The following is a 15,760-nucleotide window of genomic DNA, read 5'->3' as shown; positions in this document are numbered from 1 at the left end:
CCTACGGTTTTTTGTTATCGGGGTAATTGTTAGCTGAACCAGGTCGGATCATTAACAACTCCCGATAATTTTTAAGCGTTCCAAAAAGAAAAGCTGATCCACAAACATTTCATCTAAAACCTCACCACCTCCTCCGTCGGCAAACGAAATTCGTTGAGAAGTCCACCCCGCCCGGAAATCGGAGTCCCGATGTGGAGACTCCGACCGGGTCAGAGAGAACTTCAGCAAGAAACTATTTCATGAGAACTAATTTCCTTGTAATAGACACACTGCCGGCATTCAGCCTGTAGAAATAGACCCCGCTGGCGAACTTTGCGCCCTCAAACGTCGCCTGATAATTCCCTGCTTGCCGGACACCAGAGAAGAGCGTGGTTACTTCCTGTCCAAGAATATTATAAACCTTCAGAGTAACAAATCCGTTATTCGGTACCGAGTATTCGATGGTTGTCGTCGGGTTGAACGGATTAGGATAGTTCTGAAGAAGCACATAAGTCTCAGGTGTACCAGGACGCGGCTTCACGGCGGTTATAATTCCCGTAAGATCTCCCGTAGCAAGTGCATGATGGATCAAAGTATCTTCCTGCGCTTGCTGTGCCTTCCACGGTGTGTATTTATCAGACAAAGAATTTGGACCCCACCAATGAAATAAATCTCCAAGTGGAAAACCGCTTATTCCCGCAGCGTATAATGGAGAGCCCGCATCATAAGACAGGTCTTCGCCCATTGGCCATCCACCGTTTATATCATCCTTGCCCTGGTTATACGCCCAGTTGATCTGTTCGCTGGTAAAGTATCTTCCGTTCAAGAAGCGCTTGATGCTGTCAGCTTGGGTCGGAGGCAGAACGAAGCCGGGGTTCGCAATCGAAGCATTGTAAGAGGTATCATCAGACGGGTAAAGATTTGCCAGGTTCATCAGAGGAAAACGTTTCTGACCCAAAGAATCATTCCCAAACATCAGAAGAGTTGGGTGATTTATCATCGGCTCAGGACGCGGCTGAGACGTGTCGCTAGCGGGATAAATAGTAATTGGATTGCTGAACCAGTAGTCCGTCAACCATTTCTCTTCATAAAAGCTGTTGTTGGCAAAAAGTATGTGCCTGTCGGCATCGGTGTATGGAAATGTTACTGCGTCAGTGCCCTGAGAGTAGTTGCTGGCGGCTAAACTGTCGACTGAAAATATGGCGCCGCCTGGATTGGTGCCTGCCCCTCTTGGGAATCTACTATAGAGACTGCTTTGATTGTCACCATACATCCATGTATTCACGAAAATACAATTGCTGACGTTAAGCCAATGCCACACGTCTCCTTCCAAAGGATAACAGCAAATATTCAGGAATGTGCAATGATTGAACCACACATAGTCCGAGTAGCAAGGCTTCTCATTCATTAGAACATACCCCAGGTTAGCAAAGGTACAATTCTCGAACGAGAGACTGTCGGTGTGCCACTTTGTATCACTATACTGCCAGGAGATTGCTCGACCATAATAGATGAAGTAATTATCAACGTCGTTCCGGAAATAGCAGTTCTTGAAAGTTCCTCTGAAATGCAGGCATTCCGGATTTATGCAACCATTCGCACTCGTTTTCTGCATATCGAAAATACAGTTTTCGAAATAGCCGTATTCTCCTTCACCGCTTTGATTTGCGATACTGTCGTCTTCTATGAATAAACCGGCACCATTTTGCGTGCCACTGGTGTTTACATACATTATCCACAGATTTTTCATGTAGAGATCACCGAAGCAGTCGAAGTTCTCCGTCCATGTCACACCTCCCTGTGCGTTCATCACTATCTGCGGAGGCGGCGAAGAGGGCGTCGGATCCGGAGCGATTATGGTGAGCTTCTGATGAACTGGAGTGGTGACTATACCGTTCAAGATATAATCCTGACCGTATCCAGATCCGGCGGCCAACCTGAAAACAGTGTTGGACAGCGTCCCTTGACTTATGGCCGTGTTGATGGCGCCATCAAGATTTCCTCCGCTCGCACCGTCAGCAGGAACATCTACCGTATCAGTTTGTGCGTACAATGACAGCGGTATCATGGCCGCCAAGAGAAACAGCGCACGTATAAAATGTTTCATTTTTATTCTCCTTCTCGTGAGTGTTTAGAATTTCCTATTTGCTTCACAGCGTGATCCGAATTCCTAAGTCCGCGGTAAGGCCGTAATATTGCTCGGATGTGAAACCGCCAATGGTCTGCTGAGCGGAAATATTGGACTCGCTGTTTAGGTTATTGGCATCCAGGTAGATTTGAGCTCCCATCCAGGGAAGCATCTGCCTTGCCGAGGCATCAATTCGAAAATAATTCCTGGTATATCCGTCCTGTTGAGGATACTGCCCAACATAGTTGACAGAATTCCCCTGGAAAACAAAAGACACCCTGGCAGAGAACCCTTCATAGTCATAACCTATGTAAGTGTTCAGTATGTCGTTTGGCTGGTCAAGCAATCTTCCGCTGCGTGAACTATCGACCAAAATGGTCTTGAATCTCGGCGGCGGAGTAGGATTGTTGATAGTACGAACGAACAGAAACGGATATGTCGCTGACGACGAAATATGAGTGTAGTTGATACCGAAAACGACCCCATCTAACGGAGACGGCAAATACCAGAATCTCGTTTCGAAATCTGCTTCGACGCCTTTCAGTAAAGCCTTGTAAGGGCTGTTTATGTAAGTATACACCGCTCCGACCTGCTGATTTGGCTTAACTCCATTTGGAAAACGGAATGAACCGGTAGAGTCAAATCCGGCCGGGACACTACTCGGATCATCAAGCATTGGGTATGACGTGGGGTACGTGAAGTGCGATATGGTTTTGTAAAATGCCCCTATGGTAATGAGTCCTATGCCATTGCTGTGAAGCGTAAGCTCAATATCATGATTGTACGCCTGTGCAGGCTTGAGATTAGGGTTCCCCGCCCAAACATTATTATGGCTGTAGTCCAGGTAGAAGTGTGGATCAAGTTGCGAATAACCGGGCCGTGCAAGTGTCTGCGTATATGAATATCGCAGATCAGCCCAATCGGCAATATCATATTTCGCCTGTACCATTGGGAGCCAGTAATGACTTTCCGGATAACTGGTCACGGGGTAAGCCCGTTGATTTGAAGGACTAGGATCATCGAGTACGTCCCACGCAAAGAACAGCGATTTATCCTCTTCGTATCTCGCACCTCCGACCACCATAAGGTCAGGTCCGAAATCTAATTCTGACATCAAGTATGCTGCGTAATACCTCTCTATGTATTTATAGTCGTTAGGATAATTTTGATATATGCCATCATACCACCCACCCGCACCACTTTTCGCACGGAAAATGGTGTCGGTGGAGAGATAATTAACGGCATAATTCAAAATAGTTGGGTCGACAATCCAGTATATCTTTCCAAAGTTGTCGTTGAGGAAACTGTTGTAAAGATTCGAACCGAGAGGCGTCGTGAAATAAGTACCGGTGAAATTGCCACTGGCCCCTTTGAGTTGAGGGAAATGCGCTATGAGAGAATCACCCATTATCGTATTAGGATCAGTGGTAGTCCCTCCTCCAGCAACCGGTCCGCTTATATTTCCGTAAGGTGTACTTTGATCATTAGTGTGATAGTTGTAACGATACTCGCCGCCGAATTTGAAGAAGCCCGAAACTGAATTCCCGAAATTCAATGGCACTTTGAAATCGCCTTTGTAAACCTGGTCGTTCTCGTGATAGTCGGAACTAAACAAACCCATATCGTCGAGTATCGTGGCATCAGTGCCTTGATACTTTGTCTCAGTCGATAAATCCTCCGGAATGGTGTTGAGAGGAGTTGGAGGATACGATTGCTGTTGGTGAAATTGAAAATCAGGGAAGGCTGGAAGATGGTTACGGGAATAAGTATTGCCAGCTAACAAATCTACAGACACGAACCCGAAATCATTCACGATATTTAATGTGTTGACGGCAAGATCAGTATTTTGATTTCCCGCCCCATACGTGAAACTGAGCGCTCTACCCGAATAATTCAGGTTCTCCGTATAATCTTGAGAATTGGAATTCAGACGGCTAATCATATTTATCGATTTAATCGAGCCCGAGGGGAACTTGTAATCAAGAATTAGATTTCCACCGTACCGTTTCCTGGTTTCTATATGACGCTGAAGTCCAACATTCGTCACCTTCACCGAATCAGCAACCGGGATAGTGTATGAGGCAGTCATGTTATCTGAATTTCTGTCGTACTGCTCTGCATTTCCGAGCACATACACTCCGAGCATATCATTAAAAAAGCGATCGCTGGCCGATGCCACAGCTCTGTAATTTCCGTACGTGTTGCTCTTCTGCGTGTAGCCCGATTGCCACAAAGCGTCGCCATGGATTCCGGACGGCGCCTCTCTTAGAGACATGTTGACAAAACCCCCGATGGCATTCGCGTTCATATCCGGAGTAAGCGTTTTGTAAACTTCAATTGACTTAATCATGTATGGAGTAACCATGGTAAGGTCAACGCTTCTATCGTTGTTGATTGATCCGCCGCCGGGCGAGGCAATGTGTGAAGTCGCACCGATCTGAGCGCTTCCAGTTGATGCAACTGTCACTCCGCTTACTGCCACTTCATTGTATTCAGGAGCCAGACCTCTGATCACGACCTTGTTAGCCTCGCCAGAGCTATTTGTGACTGAGACGCCCGGCAAACGGCTTATGGCCTGTGCCGCGTTGAAGTCGGGGAGCTGCTGAATCTTCGCATCCGACACGACGTTCACAATTTTGTTCGAAGTCAGCTGCTGGTTGATCGCCTGGATCTGCCCCTGTGCCTGGGCAGTGACAATGACTTCCTTGCCCTGGACCGCAACCGGCTCAAGATAAAAATCCTGCGTTGTGGTACCGCCATCGACAATAGTTACATCTACACTCGACGAGCGATAACCCACATAGGAAACTACAATCGTCTGGGCACCTGCTGGAGCATTCGGAATACTGTAAGCTCCGTTGATATCGGTAGCCGCCCCGATACTTGTTCCCTTCACCAGAATGTTGGCACCGGGAAGCTCTGTCTTCGTATCCTTATCGTAGACTTTTCCCTTTACTGTCCCGGTGGCCATCAAGGTCTGCGCTGACGCCAGAAAGAGGATTCCCACCAGAATAAATGTGCTCCTGATAGAAGGACTCCGACCGTTTGCCCCGACCGACCGGACGAAAATTCGTAACGCGTGTTTCACAAGAGTGCCTCCTTATTTTGTCTTATATCTCCACGGCACCAGCGCACCGCGGATGCAATCTTGGACAAACATCGATTTGAAAGACTCTGACCCGTTCAGGTGAAATCAAAACTTTTTCTCCGCTCCGCAAGTTCATCTTGAATCTGCAAATTGAGCTTCTTGCTGATTCCATAGAATAGTATGGCAATCACACCCGCAAAGAAAGTCAATGCCGGATATATGCTGGCAGCCATTCGGATGCCGAATAGGGCATGAGCAGTTTGTGCGACATTGGGAACGTAGTCATAAGCCGCCAGAATCCAACCGCATATCGCGCCGCCCAATCCGAGACCCGCCTTCAGGCCAAAAACTATTCCCGCAAACACGAGCCCCGTAGCGCGACGCTTTGTCTTCCATTCCGAATAATCCGCTACATCCGCCATCATGGCCCACAAGAGAGGAATTGTCGGACCGTAAGCGAGCGACTTAAGAATATTCAGAAGAAATGCCAGCCCGACTGCCTGTGCAGGCAGGACTATAAACAATGAAGTAAATACTGCCGTGAAGAACAGTCCGATAGTGAAAACAGCCTTCTTCCCGAACCGTATCGCCAGGGCGGTAGAAACCATGACTCCGAGAATATTCATGACCATGCCGGCCATATTGAAGAGACTGAATCCTACCCCGGAGACATTGCTCGCATCCTTGCCGACAATGAGTCCGAAGGTATTCAAGATTCCATACCAAAAACCGCCTGTTCCCGAAGGAACTTGGGCCAAACCCATCGACTGGAGGAAGTTAAACAGTGCGTCTTTGTCCACATAATAGGTGAAGTAGTAAAACATGCCGCTACCCCACATCGCGAGCGTTATGAAGACGAAAAGAGTCGTGACGAACATTGTGATCCATGGTCCGGTTTTCAAAAGACCGACCAGGTCCTTCTTCGGGGAAGATTTCTGCTTCGGATCGGGTTTGATACGCTCTCTGACGCTGAAAAAAGTTATGAGGAAAAAGACGATACAAACTATAGCAAACATTCCGATCGTCATCGAATAACCTTTCTGAGCGTCGCCCTGACCGAACTTATAAACCAGCGGCAGTGTGAAACCTTGCACTATAAGCGCCGCCGCCATCGAGAAGAAGAATCTGTAAGACGAAAGGGAAGTTCTTTCATTTACATCGCCGGTAATAACGCCGTTCAGAGCAGAATAAGGAGTGTTGTTGACGGAATAAAGTGTCATCAAAAGGATGTACGTTATGTATGCGTATAGCATTTTTCCTGTCGCGCCAAAATGGGGCGTGGTGAACACCAGGACAAATGCAACTGCGAAGGGAACCGCCGACCATAGAACCCATGGCCGAAACTTACCCCACCGTGTGTTTGTGCGATCTGCCAGGGTGCCCATAAACGGATCGAATGCCGCGTCCCAGAAGCGTCCGACAAGAAGAAGAGTGCCAGCCGCAGCGGCAGTAATGCCGAAAACGTTCGTGTAGAAAGGAAGTTGAAATATCAGCATCGTCTGGAACACGAAGTTCGCCGCTCCGTCTCCGAAGCCGTAACCGATTTTTTCCCGTACAGAAAGTTTTCCTATGGGTGTCTGCAATTTCACCTCAAAGATCAACTTGATTTTTCTGTAACATTAAGAGCAAATCCTGGCTCCCTCACCTGCTAATCTCGATCCCCTTTTCGCACTGTCAATCTTTCAAGATGCGCAGGCATTTTACTTCACCAGCTCAGCCGCAAAAGAACTTAACTGCTCAGGAGGAATTCTGCTAGAATTCGTTCGCTCTTGGAGCTCTTTAATATAATTTACGACTAACTGAGTCAATATTGCACCAGGTCTGGGATAAGCGGCGACTATATAATGAGCCCCTTTAGCCTGCTCTCCATCTTCTTTCTCGAGTTCAGCCCTGAGGTTGTCCGGGGTTATCAAGGAATTGGCGTGCTGGAAAACAACTTTATCCATTGCTTTGTAGACTTCCTTGCTCTCCTTAACCAGGCCATAATAATCAAGGAGTTGTGCAAAAACATAGTTGGACGTGGTGTATACATCCTTTCCCTGATCGGATTCTACCGGCTTGCCATCTTGTGTTCGAGCCATCGACCAACCCATGGGGGTCCGGTTGTTCCTATATATTGTCTTCAGGATTTTCCTGGCCCTCTCGTCAGGAACAAACGGCTCTTCTCCCATTGCAATCAATGACCACAAGGCATCCAGTTGGTTGGTCCAGACGTCTGTATTTGTCTTTCGTGTAACGGGATCATAGCAGGTGACATAGTACTGCAGCCTGCGACCATTGCCGTCTTTCCGGTCTCTCCAAAGTTTCTCGAACATCCTGGAGGCTTTTTCAAAGCTCTCTTCATATGATTTTCTGGCAGGTTCATCATTCATAAGCTCGGCCATTCTAATCATGGCTTGACAAGCAGCCATAAAAATAGTCACATCATACGCATCTATGCCGAATAAAGTGATATTGTCAAATGTATTCTTCACTTCGTGAGAATTGCCTTCGGGTACACCGTCTCCATCGTTATCAAGCTCTTTCAAATGCTCAAATCCGAATTTCAGTGTCTCCCAATTCTTCCTTAGGAAATCGACATCGCCCAAGAATTTAACGTTGCGCAGCACCCTTATCGCCAGCTTGGGGAAAAGGTCCACCCAATAGTTATTATTGTACCAAGCATAATCACTAACATTGCGCAAGGCATGACCTTTAGGCAAAGCGCCCAAGTCATGCGCCACACTCCCCTTGACCTTGAAGGCGTCTCTTATCTGAGTCAGCGACATGCCTTTGTATTCTTCCGGATGCTCTTCGAAATGCTTTCTAGCTTCAACAAAAGATGCATGGTGATGATAATAACGCTTTGTGAGATCCTCTGCTTGAATCGAGTCAATGAACCGCTGGCAGAGCTCCCGCTCCACAGAAGGAAAAAGTATCAGCAGAACCATGGAATACCACTCAACATCCGAGGGATCTAAATAAGCGTAATCAAAACACTCCAGGAACCTGGCAATATCATTGCCGTTGTTGTCTTCAATCCATACAGCAGCATTCGATAATGGAAAACTAAACTCGTTGAAGATCAACCTTGTTAGTCTTAATGCACCGCTCTTATCATTCTTATAGGAAGGGCTTCTCCGAATGAGATCATATATCCTGTTTTGAATTGTCAATGTACGCTTCAACCATTCAGAATAATTGTCCAGGGCAATCTTCGCCATATCCATCGCTCTGGTCTCTTTATTCTCAAAGCTCTTGACATATTTCCGCTCAAAGGTCTTGCCGTCGATATACCGCTGCTGCGGAAAATCCAAGATGATGGCGACCGGTACTTTTGTCGTTGCTTTTGGTCTCAACTCGAAACTCAGGCTTATAGCCGCTCCATAATCTTGATTGACCAGCGGCTCTCTCTTCTCGTAGAAACTTCCATCGCTATTTAACAATAAATCCTGCTTAAGCCTGTTCAAGCAAAAGTAAGGTTGTGTATCTATCTTCATGCCTTCCATTTCCGGTACGGCAATGACCATCCTATCCGTGCATTCACTGCTTCCCATAACCACTCCCCTTGTGGCGGCATGCCTGAAGTCTTCATGCACCTGGCCTTTCACTGGCGCAGAGCATACGTAAACAGTATCCTGATCTGTTGGCTTTAATTCTTTTTCCTGAAGATTTACCAGTGACGGTCTGGGGATTACTAAAGTAATTTGTTGAACTTTGTTTGAACGATTCGTTACCTCATATTCCTCTACCCCGACGGGCATGAGTGCCTGGGCATTTCTGGATAAGAGAGGAGAAATCATCCTTCTAATCACTTTAAGCTCGCCAAGGTCATACGACATCTCCGCCAAAGGGGTGGAAAGAGAAATTGATGCCTGCTTCTCAGATACCGGAGGGTGGTAGTAATTTTTCAGGGCGGGTATATCGTCAGGCCCTTCAGCCGCTCTGGGATTTTTTGTAGTGAGCATAACACACTTAACGCCAAAACGGATAAATGGCGCAGAGGCAAGTTGAATCGCATTCTGGTTCAACAAGATCACCCTGCCGGCATTATTAAGTCTGTTGTATAAACCTTCGGGAGATATGCCGATCGAACAGGTCGGAGCACCTTGAAGAGCAATAGTGAGAGGGAATTGAAGGGTTTTTGACATTCCTTGAAAATGAACCAACATCTTGTTGTTAACATAGATCTCAGATATTTGTGATCCTGAGATTGTGAAAACGTCGCTTATCTTTAGACTATAAGTTCTCGACATGGCATTCCTAACAATATGATAGCCCCCAGGGGTTTTGCTTTGCCGGCGGTTTTTTTAGAGGAGCTTCTTTCTGAACGCCGAGGGATATGGGCAACTTAGTCTTAGCCGAGGGCTTGATTTTTCCAAAAAGGAGGTCTGCCGAAGCTCTTATGGAATCAGGTGTCCCGCTGAAATTACAGACAACGACGTCAGCTTCATTTGTAGTCCCCTCAACGTAGGGATAATTGGTCACGAGAATAATTTTATGACCCGCGTCTTTGAGCTGCTTAGCAAGAAGTCGGTTGTTTCCCGCTTTGACGATTCGGGCGTAATAATTCGTCATGACGACTATGTCAGCTTGTTTCGCTAGCTCCAAGCATTCGGAAATTTCCTCTTCGTTCGCTGAGAAATCGGTATCGGTCAGAATCAAATTCGTTGAATGGTTTACCATTGCCTCACAGAACATATGCGTGTGCATATAAGGATCTTTCCCGACAAACTCATAGGGAATACGTTGTTCAATGACGAGCAATTTCTGCTTTGGATTCAATGGCAGCATTCCATTATCGTCGCGCATTACTATCAGAGCTTTCTTCGCAACGTCCCACGAGAAATCTATAACTTGTTTGCTGCTGGCATAAGTCTGGGCTTTTTTGGGGTCCATCTTCCCAGCCTTCTCAAATAAGCCCTGGTCGTATTTCATGTTCAGAAGGTGTCTGACAGCATCGTTTACCCTGTCTTCGGAGAGTTCGCCTGTTTCAACGGCTTGCTTGATTCCAAAGAAGCACTGCGACCTCGATTCGTCATCTGCCTTCAGGAGTATCGTATCGCATCCGGCCTGTATCGCTAATGCACAAGCTCTCGGAAGAGGCCATTGCTTGAGAATGGCAGCCATGCCGATTGCGTCAGAGACAATCACACCATCGAAACCCAGCTCTTCTCTCAAGAGTCCCGTAAGGATCTTCTCCGACAACGTGGTCGGGTATTTGTCGTCATACGCCGGATAGACCGAATGCCCCGTCATAATTGCTTTTACCCCCGCGGCGATCGCAGCTTTGAAAGGGACCAGCTCAACCTCCTGCATCCTTTTCTTGTCGGCCCTTATCACATCCAGAACATCGTGGGCATCAGTTGCAGAATCACCTCTCCCGGGAAAATGTTTCGCCGTCGCTGCTATGCCGCCGTCCTGCAAACCCTTGATCAAGGCAACGGCCTGTTTTGCGCACACTTCGGGATCGTCACCAAATGATCTGACCCCGATTTCCGGGTTCTTGGGATTGATATTCACATCGCAGACAGGCGAATACATTTGGGTAACACCTATGGCGCTCAACTGTTTCGCGATGGTGAAACCAATTTTGTAAGTCAGCTTAACGTCGCCCATCGCTGTCATACCCATCGGAGGCGGAAACTGTCTTATTCCGCCGGACATATAATCGTTTTTGAAGTCGCCCTCGAAATCAATAGTCATGTGGAGAGGAATACCAGAGCGCCTTTTCATTGCAATCTTCTGCAGCCTGTTTAAGTCTTTTGTGTAATCTTCCGGTGTTATGCTGATACCAAAAGTCTTACCTGCAAAGTAAGTGTTCGATATGGTAAAATAGTCCGCGGGCTTTTTGAAATTCTGATCAATCTGTGAATTGCCCCAGTAAAGATTCTTGCAGGTCTCAAGTGCATAAGGCTCAAGACAAAGCCCGCCGCATTGCAGTCTTGTGATCTGTTCTATTGCGCTCGGCGTTAACATTGCGCCGCGTCTGGTAAATGTCAATAGCTGGCCGACCTTTTCTTCCAAACTCATTCCTGCAATTGTCTTGCTGACAAATGATTCTCTTTCTTTTTTTGACATTCTTGTCTCTCGCTTTGGAGTCATTTAAGATTCCCATTTTCCACTGTTGGCAGGCCCCACCCAGAATCCGCGCTCATATTTCCAGCCCGGCTCCTCGATCTTCAATTCTTTTGTCTTCCACCCTGTTTCCAGGCGTCTTGTCAGATCATCGAACCCCTTGTTCCATGTAAGTCCGTCGGGAACGGTAACGTTCATGCTTCCCGCAGCGTTCGCATATCTCAAGCAGGATTCGATAGTATGGTTCCCAATAAATGCAGAGAGAAATCCCGCAATTGCCGAATCACCTGAGCCCAGTGCCCCCACGAATTTCTCCTCCTGATAAACTGGGAACCAAAGCTCACGATTCGCCCAGTTTTCAAGGTCGCAACACCGTGCTGCCCCCATCTCATTAAGCCGGCTCCTGTCTGCGGTCCTTATGTACAAGCCCCTGTGGCCGCACTTGACCATCGCTATCGCTGCGCCCATCTTCACTAAATCATTTCCTACGGTGGAAATCTCTTTCACGGTCATATGATCAAGTACGCTCTCTTTGGGTCCGAGCTTCGCCTTTTTCTCGAGGAACGTTTCTCTGTAAAGGAAAAAGAATATCTCTTCAGCACTCGGTGCCATAATATCTGACAGCGGAACCCAGTCTCTGAGGATGGCGAACCAGTCGACTTGCCCTGCATAACTATCTACGTCGGGAAGCGAGAGATCAAGCGCAGTTGTAGTTCCTAATTCTTTGGTTTTCCTGAGGATTCTTGTCAATTCACATCCCCTGCCATCATAAAGCTTTTTCATCCAGGGAGGATAACCGAAAAGCATCAGTTTCGAACGCAGCACAAGGTCAAAATCCATATCATCATAACCGAACGTATCGTTCGCACCGCAATGATGCAGATAGAAACGATCTATCCCAGGGATACAGATAGCAATTGTATATGATGTTGATTCCCCATCGACCATTTTAATCCCCGTAAAATGACCCTCGTGCTCTTCATACCAGTTAAGTACCTGTTTGCCAAAATCATCATTGCCGACTTTGCCGATTAATTCGGTTTTTACTCCAAGCCGCCGAATGGACACACCCGCGTTTGTTACAGGACCTCCTGCCACAACAACGCAGTCCCCCATGTCTATCATCTTACCGGGCACGAGAACATCCGTAAGCTTATCCACTTCACCATCAATTCTGAACGCTGGTATCAAGTCAAGGCAGGTATGTCCTGCTGCCACGATTTCAAGATCTTTGGTGTTCGATGGTTTAAGATTCGTACCTCGTCCTCTCAGATCTTTATTCAATCGATCTGTCAATGGCTCTACTTTCTGTTGTGAACTGTATTGACAACGGCATCGAAAGCCGGCTTCGGTTTACAGTTACGGTCGAACAGCATTGGATAATCGGTCCTTCCCCCTATCGGCAGGTAGCTGCGCCACGATTGGCGGTCATCGACTGCCCAAAATGTAACCCGGCTGAACTTGTCGTGGTGCTTATGAAGCAATGCAAACAACTCGGCGTATCGAGATGCCAGATTTTGCTGAACAGAGTCCGGCAAGGCATTGGGATATGGATTGTGCTTCTTCTGCCCCTCAGTGTCGAAGGAGGAGATGTCAACGACCTTGGAGTCGATAGCATAAAAAGGTAGCACGCTTACGTCCATCTCTGTAATCATCAGTTTGACACCCAATTTGGAAAGGGCCAAAATAGATGACTCAATCTCCTCGATGCGCGGACGGTCGAGGAACCAGTGCCCCTGTATGCCAATGCCATCCAGGTGGACGCCCTTCGATTGCAGGTTCTCAATGAGTCGGATGATACCTTCACATTTGGGTCGGATCTCGGAATCGTAGTCGTTGTAATAGAGTTGCGCGTCTGGATCGGCTTGGTGGGCGTATTCGAAAGCTTTCAGTAGGTAGTCTTCGCCGATGATTTCCAGCCACTTGCTCTTTCTGAGCTGACCGTCAGCGGCAACCGCCTCATTAGCAACGTCCCACCCGTGGATTCGGCCCTTGTAACGACCCACCACCGTGAAAATATGTTCTTTCATTCGGCCAAGCAACGCCTCGCGGTCCAGGGGTCTGCCTGACTTATCCTGGAACACCCAGTCCGGCGTTTGCAGATGCCAGACTAGGGTGTGCCCCACAATGTGCATTTTGTGCTTCTCGCCAAAATCCACATAACGATCTACCGCTCCGAAGTTATATTTATTCGGCTCCGGGTGGACCTCTTCCCATTTCAGGATATTCTCCGGCGTGATGCTATTGAAGTGTTTTTCAACAAGAGCAATAGCGTCCGGCTCATTGCCTAGAATCTGATTTACACTGAGGGCAACACCCATATAGAAGTCGTCCTTAAACGCATCCTTCAGACTAGACAGGTCAGCGTATTTCGCAGTCATCGCGGCGTTGGTCATGAATAACCTTAAAACAAGGAAGAAGCAAATTCACCTGTCTGATTTTATTACTGAATATATGAATTCAAAATGTTCTCAAGCATTTCCTGCCGGCCGCTTTGCAGCACGGGTGTACCACTATTGCGCACATGTTTGTCAATTTCCGCGAGACCTACTTTTCCCGACATTATATCGGCACCGATTCCGGTCTTGAAGCTGCTGTACCTTTCTTCAATAAACTTACTCAGCGCCTTGTCTTTGATTATGCGGTCTGCGATCAGAAGTCCTCGTGCAAACGCATCCATACCGCCGATATGTGCATGGAAAAGATCTATTGGATCGTTAGAGCTACGCCTCACCTTCGCATCGAAGTTCAATCCACCCTTGCCCAAGCCGCCTTGGTTCAATATTATCACCATTGCCATCGTGGTGCTGTAAATGTCCGTTGGGAATTGGTCTGTATCCCACCCGAGTAGGAGGTCGCCGCGATTGGCATCCACGCTGCCAAGTCTCCCGGCGGCAGAAGCAACTGCCAATTCATGTTCGAACGTATTTCCAGCTAACGTGGCATGATTGGCTTCGATATTCAGTTTGAAATCGTCTATTAGATCATGCTCTTTCAAAAAGTACAAGGTCGTAGCCGCGTCAGAATCATATTGATGCTTCGTAGGCTCACAGGGCTTCGGCTCGATAAGGAATTGTCCGTCGAATCCGATTTTGCGTTTATAGTCGACAGCCATGTGCAGGAAACGGGCCATCTGCTCCTGTTCTCTCTTTAAGTTAGTGTTCAGCAGAGTCTCATACCCTTCACGGCCGCCCCAGAAGACATAGTTTTCGCCGCCAAGTTCCTTGGCTGCATCGATCGCATTCTTCAACTGCGCGGCAGCGTGTGCCATGACTTCGGCATTCGGGCTTGTCCCTGCACCCTGCGAGTAAATAGGATTGCTAAATAGATTTGCCGTGCCCCATAAAAGCTTTACGCCGGTTTCCTTCTGAAGCTTTTTCGCAAACTGTACCATGGTTTCTAAATTCGTGCATGTCTGGGAGAAAGTCTCACCTTCGGGCGCAATGTCGCGGTCGTGAAAGCAATAATACTCGATACCTAGCTTCGTGAAGAGTTCAAACGCCGCTTCCATCGTGTCCTTGGCGCGGGATATCGGGTCACTTGCCTTGTACCATTCTCTCTTGAATGCAGGACCGCCAAACATATCCTGGCCGTTACCCATCATCGTGTGCCAGTATGCGACGGAAAAGCGCAGGTGTTCAGCCATCGTCTTGCCGCCGACTTTTTGATCCTTCTTGTAGTACTTGAATGCCAGGGGATTCTTAGAATCCCTACCTTCGTAGGGAATTTGCTTGTCCATCATCGGAAAAAATTTAGTTAGCATATCTGATCTAGCAACCTTTCTAATTCTTTAGTGAAGTCATTCTACGGTTGATTGTGCAATTCCTATCGGGTTGATTCTGTGTCACAGCCATCCCTGGGATTGCCACACAAAACATAAAAAGGAGGGTATCTGCAAGTCTCTGGTTCTTTGTCAATGTCACCTTCGTTTGACCTGTTACTTGCCAGTACGGTTCAACGCCGTTTTCCGTCGGTCGGATCCCCCGGAGGGATCCCTTCTAAAAGAGAATAGGACTCAATCACGAAATCAGTTTCCGTTTTGTCCTCTTATAGCCATGGACATTCGGCACTCGGTCCGAAAACAACAATGCAGCCGCATAGACCCGCGTGCCTGAGCTAGCTTCCAACCATACCAACACTTTCCAAACGGACCGTAACTGTTCTCGCCGCTCTGAACCGGTTTTAAAACATTTGAACCGTTTCAATAATACAGAAGTAATTTTCAAAAGGCAAGGGAAAGGTCTGTCTGTCCCAAAACCAAGCGATGCTTTAGCCCAGCCCAGAGTCAGCTCCGTGAATCTCCTTTTCGCGGATTTTTGTAAAATCAAAACGGTTTTGCCGGGTTCGCCAAACCCGGGTATAAGTCAGGTGGGTACAGTGTCTCTGGAAATCTCCCCTCCCGAAAGACCCTTACCATTGCGACCAAGGTCAAAGCATCCACAACCTTGGTGGAAAAGAACATGTTGCTTCCGACTTTCCCTTCTGCACACCGCCCGTTAGAGAAACAA

The 15,760-nt window shown here is 47.5% G+C and carries 8 protein-coding genes; all 8 read right to left on the bottom strand.

Going from position 1 to position 15,760, the window contains the following annotated elements:
* Nucleotides 1-232: 232 nt before the first annotated feature.
* Entirely contained in the window at nucleotides 233-2,086 is a 1,854-nt protein-coding gene (locus VIS48_15470) for a T9SS type A sorting domain-containing protein (protein ID HEY9167552.1), read from the bottom strand.
* A gap of 43 nt (nucleotides 2,087-2,129) precedes the next feature.
* The gene (locus VIS48_15465; protein HEY9167551.1) at nucleotides 2,130-5,195 is read right to left on the bottom strand and encodes a TonB-dependent receptor; all 3,066 of its coding nucleotides are present in this window, start codon (nucleotides 5,193-5,195) and stop codon (nucleotides 2,130-2,132) included.
* 95 nt (nucleotides 5,196-5,290) lie between these two features.
* Complete coding sequence (locus tag VIS48_15460) at nucleotides 5,291-6,778, bottom strand: MFS transporter (GenBank protein ID HEY9167550.1); 1,488 nt, start codon at nucleotides 6,776-6,778, stop codon at nucleotides 5,291-5,293.
* Nucleotides 6,779-6,895: 117 nt separating this feature from the next.
* On the bottom strand, nucleotides 6,896-9,430 hold the full coding sequence (locus tag VIS48_15455) for a GH116 family glycosyl hydrolase (GenBank protein ID HEY9167549.1): 2,535 nt from the start codon (nucleotides 9,428-9,430) through the stop codon (nucleotides 6,896-6,898).
* Nucleotides 9,431-9,437: 7 nt separating this feature from the next.
* Nucleotides 9,438-11,255 (bottom strand): glycoside hydrolase family 3 N-terminal domain-containing protein, encoded by a 1,818-nt coding sequence (locus tag VIS48_15450; GenBank protein ID HEY9167548.1) that lies wholly within the window; start codon nucleotides 11,253-11,255, stop codon nucleotides 9,438-9,440.
* 24 nt (nucleotides 11,256-11,279) lie between these two features.
* Nucleotides 11,280-12,536, bottom strand: coding sequence for a carbohydrate kinase family protein (locus VIS48_15445; GenBank protein HEY9167547.1), 1,257 nt, complete (start codon nucleotides 12,534-12,536; stop codon nucleotides 11,280-11,282).
* A gap of 17 nt (nucleotides 12,537-12,553) precedes the next feature.
* Nucleotides 12,554-13,648 (bottom strand): endo-1,4-beta-xylanase, encoded by a 1,095-nt coding sequence (locus VIS48_15440; GenBank protein HEY9167546.1) that lies wholly within the window; start codon nucleotides 13,646-13,648, stop codon nucleotides 12,554-12,556.
* A 47-nt stretch (nucleotides 13,649-13,695) separates the two neighbouring features.
* Entirely contained in the window at nucleotides 13,696-15,015 is a 1,320-nt protein-coding gene (gene xylA, locus VIS48_15435; protein ID HEY9167545.1) for a xylose isomerase, read from the bottom strand.
* Between the last annotated feature and the right edge of the window lie 745 nt (nucleotides 15,016-15,760).

It is taken from the genome of Candidatus Kryptoniota bacterium (genome assembly GCA_036567965.1).
In the GTDB taxonomy this organism is placed as follows: Bacteria; Bacteroidota; Ignavibacteria; order Kryptoniales; family JAKASW01; genus JAKASW01.
Note: the sequence above shows the minus strand (reverse complement) of the source record. Positions and strands in the feature narration are given on the sequence as shown.